Origin of the sequence: Kineococcus aridisoli (assembly GCF_050871885.1) — a bacterium.
Classification (GTDB): Bacteria; Actinomycetota; Actinomycetes; order Actinomycetales; family Kineococcaceae; genus Kineococcus.
Genome location: NZ_JBJLSF010000016.1, coordinates 40,513 through 61,957, shown reverse-complemented (window position 1 = coordinate 61,957; position 21,445 = coordinate 40,513). Strand labels below are relative to the sequence as shown.

At 77.5% G+C, this 21,445-nt stretch carries 16 protein-coding genes and 1 tRNA gene; 13 read left to right on the top strand and 4 right to left on the bottom strand.

Going from position 1 to position 21,445, the window contains the following annotated elements:
• Positions 1-130: 130 nt before the first annotated feature.
• Positions 131-1,201 (bottom strand): FecCD family ABC transporter permease, encoded by a 1,071-nt coding sequence (locus ACRYM2_RS06950; protein ID WP_432520974.1) that lies wholly within the window; start codon positions 1,199-1,201, stop codon positions 131-133.
• A gap of 362 nt (positions 1,202-1,563) precedes the next feature.
• Here ACRYM2_RS06950 and ACRYM2_RS06945 point away from each other — a divergent pair, with 362 nt between their 5' ends.
• The 3 genes from ACRYM2_RS06945 to hrpB all read left to right on the top strand — a co-directional run bounded on the left by ACRYM2_RS06945 (position 1,564) and on the right by hrpB (position 6,842).
• Positions 1,564-3,180, top strand: coding sequence for a DEAD/DEAH box helicase (locus ACRYM2_RS06945; RefSeq protein WP_432520972.1), 1,617 nt, complete (start codon positions 1,564-1,566; stop codon positions 3,178-3,180).
• Between the two features lie 132 nt (positions 3,181-3,312).
• The gene (locus ACRYM2_RS06940) at positions 3,313-4,107 is read left to right on the top strand and encodes a hypothetical protein (protein WP_432520970.1); all 795 of its coding nucleotides are present in this window, start codon (positions 3,313-3,315) and stop codon (positions 4,105-4,107) included.
• A gap of 164 nt (positions 4,108-4,271) precedes the next feature.
• Positions 4,272-6,842 (top strand): ATP-dependent helicase HrpB, encoded by a 2,571-nt coding sequence (hrpB, locus tag ACRYM2_RS06935; protein ID WP_432520979.1) that lies wholly within the window; start codon positions 4,272-4,274, stop codon positions 6,840-6,842.
• Here the strand turns inward: hrpB and ACRYM2_RS06930 are convergent.
• Positions 6,823-7,320 carry a phosphoribosyltransferase gene (locus ACRYM2_RS06930; RefSeq protein ID WP_432520968.1) on the bottom strand — a complete coding sequence of 166 codons (498 nt, stop codon included), beginning with the start codon at positions 7,318-7,320 and terminating at the stop codon, positions 6,823-6,825. The two genes, hrpB and ACRYM2_RS06930, sit on opposite strands and share 20 nt — an antisense overlap.
• 153 nt (positions 7,321-7,473) lie before the next feature.
• Between ACRYM2_RS06930 and ACRYM2_RS06925 the strand changes: the two genes are divergently transcribed.
• Positions 7,474-8,526, top strand: a complete 1,053-nt coding sequence (locus tag ACRYM2_RS06925) for an NAD(P)-binding domain-containing protein (protein ID WP_432520966.1) — start codon at positions 7,474-7,476, stop codon at positions 8,524-8,526.
• Between the two features lie 82 nt (positions 8,527-8,608).
• Positions 8,609-9,427: a methyltransferase domain-containing protein gene (locus tag ACRYM2_RS06920; protein ID WP_432520963.1), complete on the top strand. Its 819-nt coding sequence runs from the start codon at positions 8,609-8,611 to the stop codon at positions 9,425-9,427.
• 54 nt (positions 9,428-9,481) lie between these two features.
• Here the strand turns inward: ACRYM2_RS06920 and ACRYM2_RS06915 are convergent, their stop codons facing one another.
• Entirely contained in the window at positions 9,482-10,015 is a 534-nt protein-coding gene (locus ACRYM2_RS06915) for a SprT-like domain-containing protein (protein WP_432520962.1), read from the bottom strand.
• A 51-nt stretch (positions 10,016-10,066) separates the two neighbouring features.
• Between ACRYM2_RS06915 and ACRYM2_RS06910 the strand changes: the two genes are divergently transcribed.
• The gene (locus ACRYM2_RS06910) at positions 10,067-11,551 is read left to right on the top strand and encodes a phytoene desaturase family protein (RefSeq protein ID WP_432520959.1); all 1,485 of its coding nucleotides are present in this window, start codon (positions 10,067-10,069) and stop codon (positions 11,549-11,551) included.
• A 165-nt stretch (positions 11,552-11,716) separates the two neighbouring features.
• Here the strand turns inward: ACRYM2_RS06910 and ACRYM2_RS06905 are convergent.
• Positions 11,717-11,788 (bottom strand) — tRNA-Arg (locus ACRYM2_RS06905).
• Between the two features lie 116 nt (positions 11,789-11,904).
• On the opposite strand from ACRYM2_RS06905, the gene argS reads away from it, so the two are divergent.
• The 7 genes from argS to rpmE all read left to right on the top strand — a co-directional run bounded on the left by argS (position 11,905) and on the right by rpmE (position 21,367).
• Positions 11,905-13,569, top strand: coding sequence for an arginine--tRNA ligase (argS, locus tag ACRYM2_RS06900; RefSeq protein WP_432520957.1), 1,665 nt, complete (start codon positions 11,905-11,907; stop codon positions 13,567-13,569).
• A complete protein-coding gene (gene lysA / locus ACRYM2_RS06895) occupies positions 13,569-15,002 on the top strand; it encodes a diaminopimelate decarboxylase (protein ID WP_432520956.1) in 1,434 nt (477 codons plus the stop codon). The genes argS and lysA overlap by 1 nt, the downstream gene beginning before the upstream one ends.
• A 61-nt stretch (positions 15,003-15,063) precedes the next feature.
• Positions 15,064-16,437 carry a homoserine dehydrogenase gene (locus ACRYM2_RS06890; protein ID WP_432520955.1) on the top strand — a complete coding sequence of 458 codons (1,374 nt, stop codon included), beginning with the start codon at positions 15,064-15,066 and terminating at the stop codon, positions 16,435-16,437.
• Positions 16,437-17,540 (top strand): threonine synthase, encoded by a 1,104-nt coding sequence (gene thrC, locus ACRYM2_RS06885; RefSeq protein WP_432520953.1) that lies wholly within the window; start codon positions 16,437-16,439, stop codon positions 17,538-17,540. The genes ACRYM2_RS06890 and thrC overlap by 1 nt, the downstream gene beginning before the upstream one ends.
• Before the next feature lie 3 nt (positions 17,541-17,543).
• Positions 17,544-18,518, top strand: a complete 975-nt coding sequence (gene thrB, locus ACRYM2_RS06880; RefSeq protein ID WP_432520951.1) for a homoserine kinase — start codon at positions 17,544-17,546, stop codon at positions 18,516-18,518.
• Positions 18,519-18,836: 318 nt separating this feature from the next.
• Complete coding sequence (gene rho, locus ACRYM2_RS06875) at positions 18,837-21,005, top strand: transcription termination factor Rho (protein ID WP_432520948.1); 2,169 nt, start codon at positions 18,837-18,839, stop codon at positions 21,003-21,005.
• A gap of 146 nt (positions 21,006-21,151) precedes the next feature.
• Positions 21,152-21,367: a 50S ribosomal protein L31 gene (gene rpmE, locus ACRYM2_RS06870; protein ID WP_432520945.1), complete on the top strand. Its 216-nt coding sequence runs from the start codon at positions 21,152-21,154 to the stop codon at positions 21,365-21,367.
• Positions 21,368-21,445: the final 78 nt, after the last annotated feature.

Genomic DNA, 21,445 nt, shown 5'->3' with positions numbered 1-21,445 from the left:
CCCCCCCCCCCCCCCCCCCCCCCCCCCCCCCCCCCCCCCCCCCCCCCCCCCGCCCCCCCCCCCCCCCCCCCCCCCCCGCGGGCCGCGGGCACCGGCGCCTGCGCCGCCCGGCCGGTCGCGAACCCGGCGCTCACAGCTGGGCCAGCCGGCGGCGGCGGACCAGGGCGACCAGGACGGGCGCTCCGAGCAGCGCGGTCACGATGCTGACCTCCAGTTCACCGGGGCGGACGACGATCCGGCCGAGCACGTCGCCGAGCAGCAGCAGCGTCGGCGCCACGACGCACGACAGCGGCAGCACCCAGCGCTGGTCGGGACCGGTGAGGGCGCGCACGAGGTGCGGCACGGCGAGGCCGACGAAGGCGATGGGGCCGGCCGTGGCGGTCGCCGCCCCGCACAGCAGCGTCACCGCGAGCGCGGTGAGGACCCGGGTGCGCGTCAGGTGGGCGCCCAGGGCGCGCCCGGAGTCCTCGCCGAGCGCGAGGGCGTTGAGCGCGCGGGCCTGGGTGAGCGCGAGGGCGGTGCCGACGGCGAAGAACGGCAGCATCTGCCAGAAGACCGCCACGTCGTGGCCGGCCAGCGAGCCGACCTGCCAGAAGCGGAAGCGGTCGAACGTCCTGGCGTCCAGGAGCACCTGCGCGCTCGTGTAGGCGTACAGGGCGGCGGAGACGGCCGTGCCGGCCAGCGCCAGGCGCACCGGCGTCGCACCGCCGCGACCGCTCGCGCCGAGCAGGTACACCACGACGGCGACGACCGCGGCGCCGAGCATCGCCGCCCACACCAGCTGCAGCCGCGAGGTCAGCCCCAGGACGCCGACCGCGGTCACCATGGCCGCGGCCGCGCCGGAGTTGACGCCCAGCAGGCCGGGATCGGCCAGCGGGTTGCGGGTCAGCGCCTGCATGAGCGCCCCCGACAGGCCCAGCGCCACGCCGACGACGACGCCGAGCAGGGTGCGCGGCACCCGCAGCTCGCGCACGACGAGGGCGTCCTGCGAGGCGGCCGCACCGCCGCGCAGCGCGTCGACGACGGTGCCCAGCGGGATCTCCCGGGAGCCGACGGCCAGGCTGAGCACGGCCGCGACGACGAGCAGCGCCAGCGCCGCGAGCAGCGCGAGGGGGCGGCCGGCGCGCCGCCGGGCGGTGGACGGCCCGCCCCGGGTGACCGGGACGGCGGCCGGCGGCGGCGCGCTCGTGGAGGTGGGCACGCGGTGAGGTTAGCCTGTCCGTCCTTCGCGGGGAACGTCCGTCCGTGTCGGTCCCGCCGCCGCCCGGCCGCGCTCTCGGACCCCGCTCCGGCGCACCCGGGGACGCGCCGGGACTGCGGAAGGGGGGCGGGAATGCCGATGCAGGGCCTGACGCTCGATAGGGTGTCAGCAGCGGGTGCACCACGTGCGACCCGCGGTCGAGTGTTCAGCGCCCGCCACAGGCCGGGCGCGCAGGTCCCTCGTGCGGTCCGGCAACGGGTGCGCGGGTGCGGTCGGGCACCACGGCCACCCCCGCCCCCCCGGCGGCCGGCTGTGCCCACGGCGCCGCCCGACGACCGGGAACCGACTCCGAGAGGCATTCCGTGACGTCCGCGCCCCGCGAGACCCGCACCACCTCCACCACCTCCACCACCCAGCGCCCCGCCGAGCGCGCCGCCGACGGCTCCGTGCCCCGTCCCCGCCGCCGTCGCCGCGGTTCGGGCGGCGGCCAGGGCGCCCAGGCGGCCCAGAGCGCCCAGGCCGCCCAGGCCGCCCAGGCCGGCCGGGCCCGCGAGGGCGTGCCCGCGCAGCGGCCCGCCGCCGCGCCCGCCGGGCAGGTCATCGACGACACCGCCGTCGAGGTCGTCGCCGACGAGCGCTCCTTCGCCGAGCTGGGGGTGCCCGCCCCGCTCGTGGAGGTCCTCGCCGCCCGCGGCGTCGAGCGGCCCTTCCCGATCCAGACCGCGACGCTGCCGGACTCCCTGGCCGGGCGCGACGTGCTCGGCCGCGGCCGCACCGGCAGCGGCAAGACGATCGCCTTCGCCCTGCCGCTGGTGACGCGCCTGGCCGCCTCCGACAGCCCCCGCCGCAGCACCCGCCCCCGCTCGCTGGTGCTCGTGCCGACCCGCGAGCTGGCCAACCAGGTCGCGGCCAGCGTGACCCCGCTCGCGGCCGCCCTGGGCCTGCGCGCCACCGTCGTCTTCGGCGGGGTCGGGCAGAACCCGCAGGTCAGCGCGCTGCGCGAGGGCGTCGACATCCTCATCGCCTGCCCGGGCCGGCTGGAGGACCTGGTCCGCCAGGGCCACTGCCGCCTCGACGCCGTCGAGGTCACCGTCCTCGACGAGGCCGACCACATGGCCGACCTCGGCTTCCTGCCCGGCGTCAAGCGCCTGCTGGACGCCACGCCCGCCGGCGGCCAGCGGCTGCTGTTCTCCGCCACGCTGGACAACGGCATCGACGTGCTCGTCAAGCGGTACCTGTCGCAGCCGGTGACGCACTCGGTGGACCCGGCCGTCGCGCCGGTGTCGACGATGGAGCACCACGTCCTCGAGGTCGCCGCCGACGCCAAGGGCACCCTGGTGCGCGACCTGGCCTCCGGCCAGGGGCGCACGGTGCTGTTCACCCGCACCAAGCACGGCGCCAAGAAGCTCGCCAAGCAGCTGACCGCGGCCGGGGTCCCCGCCGTCGACCTGCACGGCAACCTCAGCCAGAACGCCCGCGAGCGCAACCTCGGCGCCTTCACCGAGGGTTCCGTGCGGGTCCTGGTGGCCACCGACATCGCCGCTCGCGGCATCCACGTCGACGAGGTCGGCCTCGTCGTCCACGTCGACCCGCCCACCGAGCACAAGGCGTACCTGCACCGCTCCGGGCGCACCGCGCGCGCCGGCGCCGGCGGCACCGTCGTCACCGTCGCCACGCCGGACCAGCGCGCGGACGTGCGCACGCTCGCCCGCCAGGCCGGCATCAGCCCGCAGTGGACCTCCGTGGCACCGGGCGCCGAGCTCGTCGGGCGCCTGGTCGGCCCGGCGGCGGCCTGGGTGGACCCGGCCTCCTCGCCGGTGCCCACCGCTCCCGCGCAGCCGCAGCCGCAGCGGCGCACCCGCGCGGCGGCACCCGCGGCGGCCCCGGCCGCCCGCGCGGGCGACGGCGCGTCCGGTGCGCGGCGCCGCCGCGGTGGCCGCGGTCGCGGCACCGGTGCGGCGGGGCGCACCACCTCCTGAGCCGCACCGCCTGAGCCGCACACCTGAGCCGCGGCACCCCCGCCCCCGGGCGGGGGTGCCGCGGCTCTGCGGCACCTGCTCCGCGACGTGCTCGGGCGACGTGCTGGACGGCCCGCGCCTAGAGTCGACGGGGTGGTCGCGGTGCGCCTGGCGGGGTTCAGCCACCCGCTGAGCCGCGCCGCCGCCCACGTGCTGTTCTGGCTGCTGGTGGGCGGTCTGCTGGGCGCGCTGTGGTGGCTGTGGCGGGGCCGGCGGGCTCCGCTGCGCAGCGCACCGGTGCGGGTCCTGCAGGGCGTGGCCGCCGGGCTGGCGGTGACGCTGATCCTCGTCGGGACCGCCTGGCGCACCGTCACCGACCTCGACGACTCCCCGGTCTGCTCGGCGCCCCCGGGGGAGGAGTGGGTCAGCGCGGAGCAGGTCGGCGAGCGGCCCCTCACCCTCTACGCCCAGAAGGTCGCCACCTGGCCCGGGACCGGGCTGGCGATGCTCTACGCCGACGCCACCGACACCACGGTCTGCCGCTACGCCGCCGCCGACTACTACGTGGCGGTGCGCACGCGGGCCCGCGCGGGGGAGCGCTCCATCAACTTCGGCGACGTGGTGCTCTCCCCGCGCTTCCCGACCGTGCCCACCGAGGCGGGGGCGCTGGCCGAGCACGAGTCGCGCCACCGCCCGCAGTGGGCGGTGGCCACCGTGCTCGCCGGCCCGGCCGCCTTCCCGGTCGCCTACGGCGTCGACGACTTCTTCTTCCCGGGCGCCCGCAACCACTTCGAGCGCCAGGCCGGGCTGACCAGCGGCGGGTACGTCCGGGAGGGTGCCGGGCCGGTCCTCGGCGTCCCCCAGGTGGTGGTCCTCGCCCTGGCCGCCGCCGCGCTCACCGCGTGGGCCGTGCACCGCCGCCGTCGTCGTCGCCGCCCGCCGCCGTAGCGCCCCGCCCGTCCACGGGCCGTGCCCCTCCGTCGGTGGTCCTCCACGGTGCACCTGGAGCCAGCGCGCAGCGCCGGAGGAAGACCACCGACGGAGGGCGGGAGGATGGCCGCGTGCCGGCCGCCCCCTCGCCAGAGCCCTCGACCCACCCGCTGACGCCCGCGGTGCTGGCGCCGCTGCTCGCCTCGCTGCCGGTCGGCGCGGTCGTCGGGCAGCTGCTGGAGGTCCTGGAGGCCCGCGGCAGCGCCGTCCTGCAGGCCCCGCCCGGCACCGGCAAGACCACGCTCGTGCCGCTGGCGCTGGCGGCCGACCGGCCCGGCCGCGTGCTCGTCGCCGAACCGCGCCGGGTGGCCACCCGGGCGGCCGCCGCGCGGATGGCGGCGCTGCTGGGCGAGCCCGTCGGGCGCACGGTCGGCTACGCGGTGCGCGGGGAGCGCCGCTCCTCGGCGGCCACCCGCGTCGAGGTCGTCACGACCGGGCTCCTGCTGCGCCGGCTGCTGCGCGACCCCGACCTGCCCGGTGTGGGCACCGTGCTGCTCGACGAGGTCCACGAGCGCCAGCTCGACGCCGACCTCGCGCTGGCCTTCCTGCTGCAGACCCGCGAGCTGCTGCGCGAGGACCTGCGGCTGGTGGCCGCCTCGGCCACCCTCGACGTCGGCCGGCTCGCCGCGCTGACCGGCGGCGCCGTCGTGACCGCGACCGCCCCCGTGCACCCGCTGCAGGTGCGCTGGGCCCCGCCGCCGCGCCCGGTGCGCCCTCCGGAGGGGCTGCGCGTCGACCCGGCGCTGCTGGACCACGTCGCCGCGCTCGTGGGGCGCGCGCTGGAGCAGGACCCCGGCGACGTCCTCGTCTTCCTGCCCGGGGTGGGGGAGATCGGCGCCGTCAGCGGGCGGCTGCGCCCGGGCCTGGAGCGCGCCGGGGTGGACCTCGCCGCCCTGCACGGGCGGCGCACGGGCGCGGAGCAGGACGCCGCGCTGCGCCCGGGACCGCGCCGGCGCGTCGTGCTCGCCACCTCCGTCGCCGAGTCCAGCCTCACCGTGCCGGGGGTGCGGGTCGTCGTCGACGCGGGGCTGGCCCGGGTGCCGCGGCGCGACCACGCCCGCGGCCTCGGCGGGCTCGACACCGTCCGCGTCTCGCGGGCCGCGGCCGACCAGCGCGCCGGGCGCGCGGCGCGCGAGGCGCCGGGCGCGGTGTGGCGGGCCTGGTCGGCCGCCGACCACGCGCTGCTGCCGGCGCACCCGGCGCCGGAGATCGCCACGGCGGACCTCACCGGCTTCGCCCTGCTCACCGCCGGCTGGGGGGACCCGGGGTCGCTGCCGCTGCTCGACCAGCCGCCGGCGGGCCCGCTGGCGGCGGCCCGCGAGGTGCTGCGCACCCTCGGCGCCGTCGACGGGGCGGGCGCGCCGACCGCCCTCGGGCACGCGCTGGCGCGCACGGGCCTGCACCCGCGGCTGGCGCGGGCGCTGCTGGACGGCGCCCCGCGGGTGGGTGCCCGCCGCGCTGCCGAGGTCGTCGCCCTGCTGTCGCTGGAGCGCGGCTGGCGCGGTGACGACCTCACCGCCGCCTGGCGGGCAGCGGAGGCCGACGAGGAGTGGCGCCGCGAGGTGCGGCGGGTGCGGGCCGCCCTCGACGACGCCGCACCGGCCGCCTCGGGTGCCGCCTCGGGTGCCGCCTCGGGTGCCGCCTCGGGTGCCGCCTCGGGTGCCGCCTCGGGTGCCGCGGGCGCCGGTGCGGACGCGGTGCCGACGCGCGACCTGGCCGCGGGCACCGTCGTCGCGCTCGCCCACCCCGAGCGCATCGCCCGCGCCCGCGGCCGCGGCTTCGCCACCGTCGGCGGCTCGGGGCTGGAGGTCGACGCCGGCAGCCCGCTGGCGGGGGCGTCCTGGCTCGCGGTCGCCGTCGCCGACCGCGTCCCGGGCCGCGCCGCCGGGCGGGTGCGGCTGGCGGCGCCGCTGAGCGAGCGGATCGCCCGCGACGTCGTCGGCACCACCGTCGTGGACGAGGTCGCCTGGCGCACCGACGGCGGGCGCGGGGACGTCGTCGCCCGCCGCAGCGTGCGCCTGGGCGCGCTGGAGCTGTCCGAGCAGCCGCTGGCGGCACCCGACCCGCGGGCCGTGGCGGCGGCCGTCGCGGAGGGCGTGCGCCGCGAGGGGCTGGACCTGCTGCGCTTCGGCCCGGCCGCGCAGCAGCTGCGCCGGCGGGTCGCCTGCTGCCGGGCGGCGCTGGGCGAGCCCTGGCCCGACCTGGGCGACGAGCACCTGCTGGCGACCCTCGGCGACTGGCTGGGCGCCCAGCTGGCCGGGGTGCGCTCGCGCGCGGACCTGGCCCGCATCGACGTCCCCGCCGCGCTGCGGGCGCTGCTGCCGTGGCCGCAGGCGGGGCGCCTGGACGAGCTGGCCCCCGAGCAGCTGCCGGTGCCCAGCGGGCGCTCGGTGCGCCTGGACTACGCCGACCCGGCCGCGCCGGTGCTGGCGCTGAAGCTGCAGGAGGCGTTCGGGTGGACCGCCTCACCGCGCCTGGTGGACGGGCGGGTGCCGGTGGTGCTGCACCTGCTGTCGCCGGCGGGCCGGCCGCTGGCGGTCACGGCGGACCTGGGCTCCTTCTGGCGCGGCACCTACCCGCGGGTGCGCAGCGAGGAGCGCGGCCGCTACCCCAAGCACCCGTGGCCGGAGGACCCGCTGACGGCGGTGGCCACGGCCCGCACGAGCGCGGCGCTCAGGACGCGCGGGCGCTGAGCCCGGGCACCGGGCCCTGCGCCGACCACGGGAACTCGATCCAGCGGTCGGTGTCCCGCCAGCTGTACTCCGGCGCCAGCCGCGTCGTCGGCTTGCGGTAGACGACGACCGAGCGCGGGTCGGCGCCGGCCTCGCGGCACATCGCGACGACCACGCCGAGGGTGCGGCCGGTGTCGGCGACGTCGTCGACGACGAGCACGCGCCGGCCGCGCAGCTCCGTCAGGTCGATGGAGGGCGCCAGCACGACCGGTTCCTCCAGCCGGGTGTCGACGCCGGTGTAGAACTCGACGTTGATGGTGCCCGTCTCCTTGACGTCGAGCGCGTAGGCCAGTCCCGCGGCCAGCGGCAGCCCGCCGCGGGCGATGCCCAGCAGGACCTCGGGCCGGTAGCCGTCGGCGGCGATCGTGGTGGCCAGGTCGCGCACCGCGGTGCCGAACAGCGACCAGGTGAGGACTTCGCGGGGGGTCTCGGAGGTCACCGGGGCGACGATAGCCACCCCGGGCCGCGGGCCCCGCCGCACGCCGGCCGCGGCGCCCTCGGCCCGTTGCCTCGCCGTCGGCCGGGTCCGCGACCTACGATCACTGGCTGTGACGACGTTGCGCGTCGGGGTCCGCACCCCGCGGCGGCCCGGGTGAGCCCCGCGCTGGCGACCGTCGACGTCGTCGTCGTCGGCGCCGGGCAGGGCGGCCTGGCCGCGGCCTTCTCCCTGGAGCGCGCGGGGCTGGAGCCCGGCCGCGGCTTCGTCGTCCTCGACGCCGACGAGGAGCCGGGCGGCGCCTGGCGGCACCGCTGGCCGGGGCTGACGATGGCGCGGGTCAACGGCGTGCACGACCTGCCGGGCTTCCCGCTGGGCGACGTCGACCCCGCCGCCCCCGCCCGCGAGGTCGTCCCCGCCTACTTCGCCGAGTACGAGCGCCGGCTGGGGAACCCGGTGCGCCGGCCCGTGCGGGTGCTGGCGGTGCGCTCGGCCGGCCCGCGGCTGCTCGTGGACACCGGCGCGACGCGGTTCGCGGCCCGGGCCGTCGTCAACGCCACCGGCACCTGGACCAAGCCGTTCTGGCCGCACTACCCGGGGCGGGAGGACTTCCGGGGCCGGCAGCTGCACACGGCCGACTGGGCCGGCCCGGAGGAGTTCGCCGGCCGGCACGTGGTCGTGGTCGGCGGCGGCGTCTCGGCCGTGCAGCACCTCGCCGAGCTCGCCGCCGCCGGAGCGGCCACCACGTGGGTGACCCGGCGCGAGCCGGTCTTCCGCGAGGAGTTCGACCTCGACGCGCGCCGCGCGGCCGTGGCGGTCGTGGCCGACCGGGTCGCCGCGGGCGAGCCGCCGGGCAGCGTGGTCTCCGCCACGGGCCTGGTGCTGACCCCCGAGGTGGCCGCGCTGCGCGAGAGCGGGGTGCTCAAGCGCCACCCGGTCTTCGCGCGGGTGCTGCCCGACGGGGTGGCGTGGGCGGACGGCTCGGTGCAGCAGGCCGACGCGATCGTCTGGGCCACCGGCTTCCGGCCCGCGGTGGACCACCTGCGGCCGCTGCACCTGCGCGAGCCGGGCGGCGGCATCCTCGTCGAGGGCACCCGGGCGGTGCGCGAACCCCGGCTGCACCTGGTCGGCTACGGCCCGTCGGCGAGCACCGTGGGGGCCTCCCGGGCCGCGCGCGAGGCCGTCCGGGCCGTCCTGGCCGGACGCTGACGCCCGGTCAGTGCGTCTCGGATCGCGAGATCCGGTGTCCGCGATGTGGACGGACGGGGTGCTGCCCCGCCAGGGTCGGCCCATGCCGAACGCCCGCACCGCCGAGCAGCCCGCCCGCTACGTCCACGGCTACGCCCCCGCCGTCCAGCGCTCGCACGGGCAGCGCACGGCTGAGAACTCCGCGGCCCACCTGCTCGCGCACCTGCGCCCGGGGCAGTCGCTGCTCGACGTGGGCTGCGGCGTCGGCACGATCACCGCCGACCTCGCCGCCCGCGTCGCCCCCGGCCGGGTCGTCGGCGTCGACGTCTCCGAGGAGGTCCTGGCGACCGCGCGCGCGAGCGCCGCCGAGCGCGGGGTGCACGTCGACCTGCGCACCGCCGACGCCACCGCGCTGCCCTTCCCCGACGGCGGCTTCGACGTCGTCCACACCCACCAGGTGCTCCAGCACGTGGCCGACCCCGTCGCCGTGCTGCGCGAGATGCGCCGCGTGGCGCGCCCCGGTGGTCTCGTCGCCGTGCGCGAGGCCGACTTCGCCAGCGTCTCCTTCCACCCCGCGCTGCCCGGGCTGCGCGCATGGCTCGACGGCTACCGGGCCGCCGCCCGCGCCGCCGGCGGCGAGCCGGACGCCGGCGCGCGACTGCTGTCGTGGGCCCGCGCCGCCGGGTTCCGCGACGTCGTCCCGTCGGCCTCGGTGTGGACGTTCGCCACGCCGGAGCGGCGGGCCTGGTGGGGCGGCACCTGGGCCGAGCGCGTCGAGGCCTCCGCCCTCACCGACCGGTTGCGCGAGAACGGCTTCGACGACGACGCGCTGGCCCGCAGCGCCGCCGGCTGGCGGGCCTGGGCCGCCGACGAGGACGGCTGGATGACGATGGTGCACGGCGAGCTGCTCTGCCGCGCCTGACCGCCCGGCCGGGTCCCCGCCGGCCTGGTCCCCGCCGGCCTGGTCCCCGCCGGCTCAGGCCCTGCCGGCTCCGGCCCGGGTCGCGGCCGCCCGCAGCCGGCGCAGGTCCGAGCGGTAGCCCTCGGGCATCTCCTCGGGCGGCACCGGGCGCCCGCGGTGGGTCCACGTCAGCAGGTGCTCGGGCGAGAAGGAGCGCGAGCAGCGCCCGCACGCCGCCACCCGCGCCGGGCGCCGGTGCCGCGTCGTGGTGTGCCCGGCCGGGCAGGTGCCCGTCCACGGGCCCTCCGGCCGCGGGCCGGAGGCCGTGCGCTCGCCGGAGCAGCCCAGCCGCAGCGCCGTCGCCCGCCACAGCGCGTCGTGGCCGTGCCCGGTGCCCACGAGGGCGTGCGCGATCTCGTGCAGCACCGTGTCGCGGACCTCCTCGGGCGCGTGCAGCCGGGCCAGCGGCGCGCTCAGCCCGATCTCGCGGCGCGCCGGCCGGCAGACGCCGGCCCGCGTCTTCGCCCGGTCCAGCACGACGCACCAGCCCGGCGGCCCGTGCTCGGCCAGCAGCTCCCGCGCCATCGCCAGCGCCTCCTCCACGTCCACCCGCACACCCCACCACGCGCCGCCGACACCGATCGCTGCGAGGGTGGCGCCGTGGTGGACGCGATCGTCGTGGGAGCCGGGCCCAACGGGCTGGCGGCCGCCGTCGTGCTGGCCCGCGCCGGCCTGGAGGTCGAGGTGCACGAGCGGGCCGCCGGCCCCGGCGGCGGTGCCCGCACCCGCGAGGTCGTCCTGCCCGGCCACCGCCACGACACCGGCTCCGCCGTGCACCCGATGGCGCTCGCCTCGCCGTTCTTCCGCGCCTTCGACCTGCCCGCGCACGGGGTGCGGATGCTCCAGCCGGAGGTCGCCTACGGCCACCCCCTCGACGACGGCACCGCCGGCCTGGCGCTGCGCGACCTGAGCGCCACCGCCGACGGCCTCGGCGTCGACGGCCCCGCCTGGCGCTCGCTGCTGGGCCCGCTGGCGCGGCGCTGGCGCGGGGTGGTGGACCTGGCGCTGTCGGACCTGCGGCACCTGCCGCCGGACCCGCTCGCCGCGGCCCTGCTGGCCGCTGCCGTCGTCGAGCAGGGCGGCCCGGCGTGGGGCCTGCGCTTCCGCACCCCGCGGGCGGCGGCCCTGCTGACCGGGGTGGCCACCCACGCCATGGCGCCCCCGCGCGGGCTCGGGCCGGCCGGCGCGGGGCTGCTGCTGGCCACCCTGGCGCACGCCGTCGGCTGGCCGGTGCCCGAGGGCGGCTCGCAGGCGATCGCGGACGCGCTGGTCGCGGACCTGACCGCCCACGGCGGCCGCCTCGTGCTCGGCAGCGACGTCACCGACCTGCGCCAGCTGCCGCGGGCCGGTGCGGTGCTGCTCGACGTCGCGCCGAGCGGGCTGCTGGCCCTGGCCGGCGACGCCCTGCCCGCCCCCTACGCGCGGGCGCTGCGCCGCTACCGGCACGCCTCGGCGGCCGCCCCGGTGCACTTCGTGCTCTCCGGGCCCGTGCCGTGGACGGCGCCGGGGCTGGCGCGGGCGGGCACCGTCCACCTCGGCGGCGAGCGCGCCGAGATGCTCGCCACCGAGCGCGCGGTCGCCCGCGGGCGGCACCCCGAGCGCCCCTTCGTGCTGCTCAGCCAGCCGACGGTGCTCGACGCGGGCCGGGCGCCGGACGGGCACCACGTGCTGTGGACGTACGCGCACGTGCCGCTGGGCTCCACGCTCGACCCCGCGGACGCCGTGCAGGCCCAGGTGGAGCGCTTCGCCCCCGGCTTCGGCGACCTCGTCCTGGCCCGCAGGGGCGTGTCCGCGGCCGAGCTGGGCCGCGACGACCCCAACCTCGTCGGCGGGGACATCGCCGGCGGTGCCGCCACGCCCTGGCAGCTGCTGTTCCGGCCGGTGGTGCGCTGGGACCCGCACGAGACGCCGCTGGAGGGCGTCTACCTGTGCTCGGCGGCCACCGCCCCCGGCCCCGGGGTGCACGGGATGGCCGGGGTGCACGCGGCGCGGCGCGCGCTGCGGCAGCGCTTCGGGGTCCGGGTCGGCCCGGACGGCCTCAGCCCAGCAGCGCGGAGACGAGCCCCGCCGGCACGACCGTGCTGACGACGAACGCCACCAGCGCGTGCCCGAGCGCCACCCGGCGCGGAAGCACAGGTGGTCGCCGGACCCGCGGGGCGCCTCGCCGGGCCGCTCCAGGCCGCCGGCCGCGCAGTCGCGGCCGGGACGACGGAGCGCCGGCCTCCCGAGGGGAGGACCGGCGCTCTGAGGTGCCCCCGGCAGGACTCGAACCTGCGCACACGGCTCCGGAGGCCGATGCTCTATCCGCTGAGCTACGGGGGCTCGCGGTGCGTGGGAGACCTTACCAGCGCCGCACCGCGGAGCGGACCACCCCCGCCGCGGCGGGGGGCCGGGCGGGGGACCGGGCGGGGGAGCGCGCGCCGGTAGGCTTGTCTCCCGTGACCCCCGCCGAGCTCTCCACCGCCCTGAGGGAGGCCCTGACCGCGGCTGTCGCGGCCGGGGAGCTGTCCCTCGACCCCGCCGACGTCCCGGCCGAGGTCCGCGTGGAGCGCCCGAAGAACCGCGACCACGGCGACTGGGCGACCAACGTCGCCCTGCAGCTGGCCAAGAAGGCCGGCCGGCCGCCGCGCGAGGTGGCCGCCGTGCTGCAGCAGCGCCTGCTGGCCGTCGACGGCGTCCGGGCCGTCGACATCGCCGGCCCCGGCTTCCTCAACATCGTCCTCGAGGCCGCCGCCGCCGGCGAGCTGGCGCGCACGGTCGTCCAGGCCGGTGCCGCCTTCGGGCGCTCGGCCGCCCCGAGCGGGGAGAAGGTCAACCTCGAGTTCGTCTCCGCCAACCCCACGGGGCCGATCCACCTCGGCGGCACCCGCTGGGCCGCGGTCGGCGACTCGCTGGCGCGCATCCTCACCGCCGCCGGCGCCGAGGTGACGCGGGAGTACTACTTCAACGACCACGGCGCGCAGATCGACCGCTTCGCGCGCTCGCTGCTGGCCGCCGCGCACGGCGAGCCCACCCCCGAGGACGGCTACGGCGGCGACTACGTCGGCGAGATCGCCGGCCGGATCGTCGGTGCCGTCCCCGGTCTGCTGCAGCAGCCGCGCGCGGAGCAGCAGGAGACCTTCCGCCGCGAGGGCGTCGAGCTGATGTTCGGCGAGATCAAGAAGAGCCTGGCGGAGTTCGGCGTCGAGTTCGACGTCTACTTCCACGAGGACTCCCTGCACACCTCCGGTGCGGTGCAGCGGGCGATCGCCAAGCTGCGCGAGCTGGGCCGCGTCTACGAGGCCGACGGTGCGACGTGGCTGCGCACCAGCGACTTCGGCGACGACAAGGACCGCGTCGTCGTCAAGAGCGACGGCCAGCCCGCGTACATCTCCGGCGACCTGGCCTACTACCTGGACAAGCGCGAGCGCGGCTTCGAGCGCTGCGTGCTGATGCTCGGCGCCGACCACCACGGCTACATCGGCCGGATGATGGCCATGTGCGCCGCGTTCGGCGACGTCCCGGGCAAGAACCTCGAGATCCTCATCGGGCAGATGGTCAACCTTCTCAAGGACGGCAAGCCGGTCCGGATGAGCAAGCGCGCCGGCAACGTCGTCACGCTGGAGGACCTCGTCGGCTACGTCGGCGTGGACGCCGCCCGCTACTCGCTGGTGCGCTCCTCGGTGGACAGCCCCATCGACATCGACCTGGACCTGCTCACCAGGCGCAGCAACGACAACCCGGTGTTCTACGTGCAGTACGCGCACGCGCGCACCGCCAACGTCGCCGTCAACGCGGCCTCGGCGGGCGTGCGCCGCGAGGACGCCTTCGACCCCTCGCTGCTCGTGGACGAGACCGAGTCGCTGCTGCTGGCCGCGCTCGCGGAGTTCCCGGCCGTCGTCGCCCGGGCGGGGGAGCTGCGCGAGCCGCACCGCGTCGCGCGCTACCTGGAGGAGCTGGCCGGCCGGTTCCACAAGTTCTACGACTCCTGCCGCGTCACCCCGCGCGCGGACGAGGAGGTCACCGACGTGCACCGCACGCGGTTGTGGCTCAACGACGCGACGCGGCAGGTGCTGGCCAACGGCCTCGCCCTGCTCGGCGTCTCCGCCCCGGAGAGGATGTAGTGTCCCGCACCCACGAGGCCGGGCAGCTGCACACGCCCGGCAGTTCCTCGATCGCCGTCGTCCCCGCCTGGCTGCACCCGCCGGCGGACGTCAACGAGCTGCTGCCCCAGCTGTGGTCGCGCACCGTCGAGCGCACCCCCGCCGGCGCGCTGCGCGTCGGCGGGGTCGACGTCGCCGACCTGGCCGCCGCGTACGGCACGCCGCTGTACGTCGTCGACGAGCTGGACTTCCGCTCGCGCGCGGTCGCCTTCCGCGACGCCTTCGCCGACGCGTTCGCCGACCTGTGCGGCGGCGCGGACGTCTACTACGCCTCGAAGGCGTTCCTGGCCACGGGCGTGGCCCGCTGGATCGCCGAGGACGGCCTGCACCTGGACACCTCCTCCGGCGGCGAGCTCGCGCTGGGCCTGCGCGGCGGTGTCCTGCCGGGCCGGATCGCGCTGCACGGCAACAACAAGTCCCGCGCCGAGATCGCCACGGCGCTGGAGGCCGGGGTGGGCCGCATCGTCGTCGACTCCCTCGAGGAGATCGACGTCGTCGCCGACCTCGCCCACGAGCGGGGCCTGGTGGCGCCGGTGGTGCTGCGCGTCACCGTGGGCGTGGAGGCGCACACCCACTCCTACATCGCCACCGCCCACGAGGACCAGAAGTTCGGCCTGTCGCTGGGCTCGGGCGCGGCCGAGGCGGGCGTGGCCAAGGTCCTCTCGCGCCCGGAGCTGAGCCTGCACGGGCTGCACAGCCACATCGGCTCGCAGATCTTCGACATGGGCGGCTTCGAGGTCTCCGCGCGGCGGCTGCTGGGCCTGCACCGCACCGTCGAGCGCGAGCACGGCGTGGAGCTGCCCGAGATCGACCTCGGCGGCGGCTACGGCATCGCCTACACCTCCGAGCACGCACCGCTGCCGCCGGCCGAGATCGCCGGGCGGCTGGCCGAGATCGTGGCCCGCGAGTGCCTCGTGCAGGGCATCGCCGTGCCGCGGGTGTCGGTGGAACCGGGACGTGCGATCGCCGGGCCGAGCACGTTCACCCTCTACGAGGTCGGCACGACCAAGGAGGTCGCGCTCGACGCCGGGGCGCGGCGGCGCTACGTCTCGGTCGACGGCGGCATGAGCGACAACATCCGCACCGCCCTCTACGACGCGGACTACTCCGCGACGGTCGCCTCGCGCGCCTCCGGCGCGCCGGGCGTGCTCTCGCGGGTGGTCGGCAAGCACTGCGAGAGCGGCGACGTCATCGTCAAGGACGAGTTCCTGCCGGCGGACGTGCGGGCCGGCGACCTGCTCGCCGTCCCCGGCACGGGCGCCTACTGCCGCAGCATGGCGAGCAACTACAACCAGGTCCCGCGCCCGGGCGTGGTCTCTGTGCGCGAGGGGTCCTCGACGGTGCTCGTGCGCCGCGAGACGCCCGAGGACCTGCTCGCGCTCGACGCGGGCTGACCCGGGGCGGCCGCGCGCGGACCGGACCGCGTGGACGGGGCCGCGGGCCGCGGGTGAGAGGGTGGAGCCGACCGTGCTGGACGGTCGGCTGGACGACGGGGGGACTGCTGCGGTGGAGCCGGTGAAGGTCGCGCTGCTCGGGTGCGGAGTGGTGGGCGCCGAGGTGGCGCGGCTGCTGACGTCGCAGTCCGAGGAGCTCGCCGCGCGCGCGGGCGCCCCGCTGGAGCTGGTCGGCATCGCGGTGCGCCGCACCGGCCGCGACCGCGGGCTGCCCGTCGACGAGTCGCTGTTCACCACCGACGCCGAGGAGCTGGTCACCCGCGCCGACGTCGTCGTCGAGGTGATCGGCGGGATCGAGCCGGCCCGCACGCTGGTCCTGCGGGCCATGGAGCACGGCGCCTCCGTCGTCACCGCCAACAAGGCGCTGCTGGCCGCCGACGGCCCCGCCCTCTACGAAGCGGCCGCGAAGAACGCCGTCGACCTGTACTTCGAGGCCTCGGTGGCCGGGGCGATCCCGCTGCTGCGCCCGTTGCGCGAGTCGCTGGCCGGGGACCGCGTCAGCCGCGTGCTCGGCATCGTCAACGGCACGACGAACTACGTGCTCGACCGGATGGACACCTCCGGCATGGGCTTCGCCGAGGCCGTCGAGCAGGCGCAGGCGCTCGGCTACGCCGAGGCCGACCCGACCGCCGACGTCGAGGGCTTCGACGCCGCGGCCAAGGCCGCCATCCTGGCCTCGCTGGCCTTCCACACGCGCGTGAACCTGGACGACGTGCACCGCGAGGGCATCACCGAGGTGAGCGCCGCGGACGTGCGCGCCGCGCAGGTGCAGGGCTGCGTCGTGAAGCTGCTGGCGATCTGCGAGCGCAGCAGCGACGCGGAGGGCAACGAGTCCGTCTCGGTGCGCGTGCACCCGGCGATGCTGCCGCGCGAGCACCAGCTGGCCGGCGTGCGCGGCGCCTTCAACGCCGTCTACGTCGAGGCCGAGGCGGCCGGGCAGCTGATGTTCTACGGCCCCGGCGCCGGTGGCCGCCCGACGGCCAGCGCCGTCCTGGGCGACGTCGTCGCGGTGGCCCGGCACAAGCTGCTCGGCGGGCTGGGCCCGCGGGAGTCCGCGTACGCCGACCTGGCCGTGCAGCCGATGGCGGACACCGTCACGCGCTACCACGTGCGCCTGGACGTGGCCGACCGCCCGGGCGTGCTCGCGCAGGTCGCGGGCGTCTTCGCCGCGCACGGGGTCTCCATCGAGGCCGTGCAGCAGCGCCAGGACGACGCGGGCCGGGCGGTCCTCGTCGTCGTCACGCACAGCGCTCCCGACGCCGCGCTCGCCGCGACCGTCGACGAGCTGGAGGACCTGGAGATCGTCGACTCGGTGGCGGGCGTGCTGCGCGTGGAAGGCGTGGACACCGCACCCGGTGGGAGGGAGGACGCCTGATGGCGCACGTGTGGCGGGGTCTCATCGAGGAGTACCGGGACCGGCTGCCCGTGACCGCGGACACCCCCGTGGTGACGCTGGGCGAGGGCGGCACCCCGCTCGTGCACGCGCGGCACCTGTCCGAGCGGGCGCGCGGGCGCGTCTACCTCAAGGTCGAGGGCTGCAACCCGACGGCGTCCTTCAAGGACCGCGGGATGACGATGGCCATGAGCAAGGCCAAGGAGAACGGCGCCGAGGTCGTCATCTGCGCCTCCACCGGCAACACCTCCGCCTCCGCCGCGGCGTACGCGACGGCGGCCGGCATCAAGTGCGCCGTCCTCGTGCCGGACGGCAAGATCGCCATGGGCAAGCTCTCCCAGGCCGTCGCCCACGGCGCGACGCTGCTGCAGGTCGACGGCAACTTCGACGACTGCCTCACCCAGGCCCGCAAGCTCGCCGAGGCGTACCCGGTCGAGCTGGTCAACTCGGTGAACCCCTTCCGCATCGAGGGGCAGAAGACCGGCGCCTTCGAGGTCGTCGACGTGCTCGGGGACGCCCCGGACATCCACGCGCTGCCCGTCGGCAACGCCGGCAACATCACCGCGTACTGGAAGGGCTACACCGAGTACGCGCGTGACGGTGTCGCCACCCGCACGCCGAAGATGTGGGGCTTCCAGGCCGCCGGCGCCGCGCCCATCGTCAAGGGCCACCCCGTCGACGAGCCGGAGACCATCGCCACCGCCATCCGCATCGGCCACCCGGCCTCCTGGAGCGGGGCGACCAGCGCGCGCGACTCCTCCGGCGGGCGCATCGACGCCGTCAGCGACGAGCAGATCCTCGCCGCCCACCGCTGGCTGTCCTCCCGGGAGGGCGTCTTCGTCGAGCCCGCCTCGGCGGCTGGCGTGGCGGGGCTGCTGGCCGCGTGCGAGGCCGGCGAGGTCGAGCCGGACCAGACGATCGTCATCACCGTCACCGGGCACGGGCTCAAGGACCCGCAGTGGGCCCTGGAGCTGGCCGGGGGCGCCGGCGACGCCGACGGGCAGGCCTCGCGCCGCCCGGTGCAGCCGGTGCGGGTGCAGCCGGACGCGGTGACCATCGCGCGCGCCCTGGGCATGGACGTCTGAGCGGTGTCCGCCCCCACGCGCGAGGGCGCTCTCGCGCCGCTGCCCACCGGCACCGCGGTGGCGGTGCACGTGCCCGCCACGAGCGCCAACCTGGGCCCCGGCTTCGACGCCTTCGGCCTGGCGCTCGACCTCGTCGACGAGGTGCGCGCGCGCACCGTGCCGTCGGGGCTGCGGGTGCGCGTCGAGGGCGAGGGCGCCGGGCGGGTGCCCGAGGACGAGCGCCACCTGGTGGTGCGCGTCCTGCGCGAGGAGCTGGCCGCGGCGGGCTACGCCGCGGCGGGGCTGGAACTGGTGTGCCGCAACACCATCCCGCACGGTCGCGGGCTGGGCTCGTCGGCCTCGGCCATCGTGGCGGGGCTGGCCGCGGCGCGGGGGCTGCTGGCCGCCGCCGGCGTGGTCTCCGAGCCGGAGGACCTCGTGCGCGAGCGCCTGCTCGCGGAGTCCTCCCGGCGCGAGGGGCACCCGGACAACGCCGCCCCGGCCGTCTTCGGCGGCTTCACCATCGCCTGGACGCACGGGGACGACCCCACGCACCCGGAGGCGGTGCGCTCGGTGCGGCTGCCGGTGCACCCGCGGGTGCGCGCCGTGGTGTGCGTGCCGTCCGAGGAGCTGGCCACCTCGCGCGCGCGGGCGCTGCTGCCCGCGACCGTCGCGCACGGCGACGCCGCGCTGACCGCCGGCCGGGCGGGGCTGCTCGTGCACGCCCTGACGAGCGCGCCGGAGCTGCTGCTGGACGCCACCGTGGAGCGCCTGCACCAGGCGCAGCGCGCACCCGCCATGCCGCGGACCGCGGCGCTGCTCGCGGCGCTGCGCGCCGAGGGGCTGGCGGCGGTCGTGTCGGGGGCGGGGCCGAGCGCGCTGGTGCTGACGACCGCCGAGCGGACGGCGGACGTGGAGCGGATCGCCGCCGCGGCGGGGGGCTGGCGCGTGCTCTCCCGGCCGGTCGCCGACCGCGGTGTCCGCTGGGACGCCGGCTGAGACCTGCTCGCCCGCAGGTGGTGGCGCGGCGGCGGGACGGAGCGGCTGCGGCGGTGCGCGGCGGCGCGCCGTGCGCCCGAACGGGGGAGGGGGAACTCCGCCGGGGTCTCGGGTGTTAGGATCGTCGTCAGCACTCACCGGCGGGGCGCTCCTCTGCAGCGCACGTTCTCCTGCCTCCGGGTGCGTCTCCACGATCGATCTGCGCCTTCGCGCGTCCGTGGACCCAATTCCTGCCCGATCGGGCAGTCAGTGCGACAGCCACGGACCCGCCACACAGGGCCGCAGGCAGGTCGCTCTCGACGAGGGGGAAGGACCTTCGTGACCGACACCACCGACATCGCTGCCACCGACGGCACGGCGACCGACGGGGCCGTCGACGCGCCCGCGCGCCGCACCGGCAGCCTCTCCGCCCTGCGCCTGCCGCAGCTCCAGGCCCTCGCGGCGGAGCTGGGCATCACCGGCACCGGCCGCATGCGCAAGGTGGACCTGCTGGCCGCCATCCGCGAGCACCAGGCCGCCGTCCCCACCCGCGCCGCGCGCACCCAGCCGGCCGGCGCCGACGCGACGCCGGCCGCCCCGGCCGCCGCCGCGCCCGCCGCCCAGGCCCCCGAGGTCCCGGCCGCGCAGGCCCCGGCCGCCGCCCCCGAGGTCTCCGAGGCCCCGGCCGCGCAGGAGGCCCCCACCGCCCCGGCGCGCGGCCGCCGCCGCGCCGGTGCCCCGGCCGGCGCTCCGCCGGCCGCCGAGGCGCCCGCCCTGGACGGTGCGCCCGCCGCCGACCCCCGCGCCTCCGTGCCGGCCGCCCGCGTCGCGGACGCCGACGACGCGCCGGCGCAGCAGCCCGTGCGCACCGAGCCGACGCTCGACGACTTCGTCGGCGGCCGTCCCGAGCGCGCGGAGCGCCCCGAGCGCTCCGAGGAGAACGGCGGCCGCCTGTCCCGCCGCGAGCGCGCCCGCCGCGAGCGCGTGCGCGAACCCGACCAGCAGGTCGAGCTGCCCAACATGCCGCGCCGCGAGGGCGCCGCCGAGGTCGAGGGCCGTCCCGAGCGCGCTGAGCGCCCGGACCGCGGTGAGCGTCCCGACCGGGGCGAGCGCGCGGACCGCGGTGAGCGTCCCGACCGCGCTGAGCGTGCCGACCGGGGCGAGCGCGCGGACCGCGCCGAGCGTCCCCGCGAGGAGCGTCCGGCGGCGGCCGCGGCCCCGTCCGCGGGGCCGGTCGACGACTTCGACGACGAGCGCGGTGGCCGTCGCGGCCGCCGCAACCGCTACCGCGACCGCAAGGGCCGCCGCGGCGCCCGCGGCGAGGCCGGCGTGCTCGAGGTCGACGAGCAGGTCGGTGAGGACGACGTCCTGCTGCCCGTCGCCGGCATCCTCGACGTGCTCGACAACTACGCCTTCATCCGCACCTCCGGCTACCTCGCCGGCGCCAACGACGTGTACGTCTCGCTCGGGCAGGTCAAGAAGAACAACCTGCGCCCCGGCGACGCCGTCACCGGTGCCGTGCGCCAGCCCCGCGAGGGGGAGCAGACGGGCCAGCGCGCCAAGTTCAACGCGCTCGTGCGCGTGGACACGATCAACGGCGCGAACCCCGAGCAGGCCCGCAACCGCCCGGAGTTCACCAAGCTGACGCCGCTGTACCCGCAGGAGCGGCTGCGCCTGGAGACCGAGCCCAACGTCCTGACCACGCGCATCATCGACCTGATGTCGCCGCTGGGGAAGGGCCAGCGCGGTCTGATCGTCGCTCCGCCGAAGGCGGGCAAGACGATGGTCATGCAGGCCATCGCCAACGCGATCACGACGAACAACCCCGAGTGCCACCTCATGGTCGTCCTCGTCGACGAGCGGCCCGAAGAGGTCACCGACATGCAGCGGACGATCAAGGGCGAGGTCATCGCCTCGACCTTCGACCGTCCCGCGGCCGACCACACCGCGGTCGCCGAGCTCGCCATCGAGCGGGCCAAGCGCCTCGTGGAGCTCGGCAACGACGTCGTCGTGCTGCTGGACTCGCTGACCCGCCTGTCGCGCGCCTACAACATCTCGGCCCCGGCCAGCGGCCGGATCCTGTCCGGTGGTGTCGACGCGTCGGCGCTGTACCCGCCGAAGCGCTTCTTCGGCGCGGCCCGCAACGTCGAGAACGGCGGCTCCCTGACGATCCTCGCCTCGGCGCTGGTCGAGACCGGCTCCAAGGCCGACGAGGTCATCTTCGAGGAGTTCAAGGGCACCGGGAACATGGAGGTGCGGCTGTCGCGCCAGCTGGCCGACAAGCGCATCTTCCCCGCGGTCGACGTGCCGGCCTCCGGCACCCGGCGCGAGGAGATCCTCATGTCCCGCGAGGAGCTGCAGACGGTGTGGAAGCTGCGCCGCGTGGTCACCGCGCTCGACGCGCAGGCCTCCATCGAGCTGCTGCTGGACCGGCTCAAGAAGACCCGCAGCAACCTGGAGTTCCTGCACCAGGTGCAGACCTCCACCCCGCTGGTCAACAAGGACTGACGGGAATCCCCGCAGGAGCCGCTCGGTTCTACCCACCGGCGGCTCCTGTGGGAGACTGCTCCGACTGCAGGTACCGGCTCACGCTGCGCACGACGTCCCGCGGGACGAGGCGACCCGGTGCCGACTGAGCGACCGAGGAGAAGACGATGAAGGCCGGCATCCACCCGGAGTACGTGGAGACCCAGGTCACCTGCACCTGCGGCAACACGTTCACCACCCACAGCACCGCGACCAGCGGCGAGCTCCGCGCGGACGTGTGCAGCGCCTGCCACCCGTTCTACACGGGCAAGCAGAAGATCCTGGACACCGGCGGCCGCGTCGCCCGCTTCCAGGCGCGCTACGGCAAGAAGAGCGCCAAGTAACCCGCTGACAGCGCCGGTCCCACCGCCCCGAGGGGTGGAGGGACCGGCGCTGTCGCGTTCCCGCCCTCCCGACCCGCC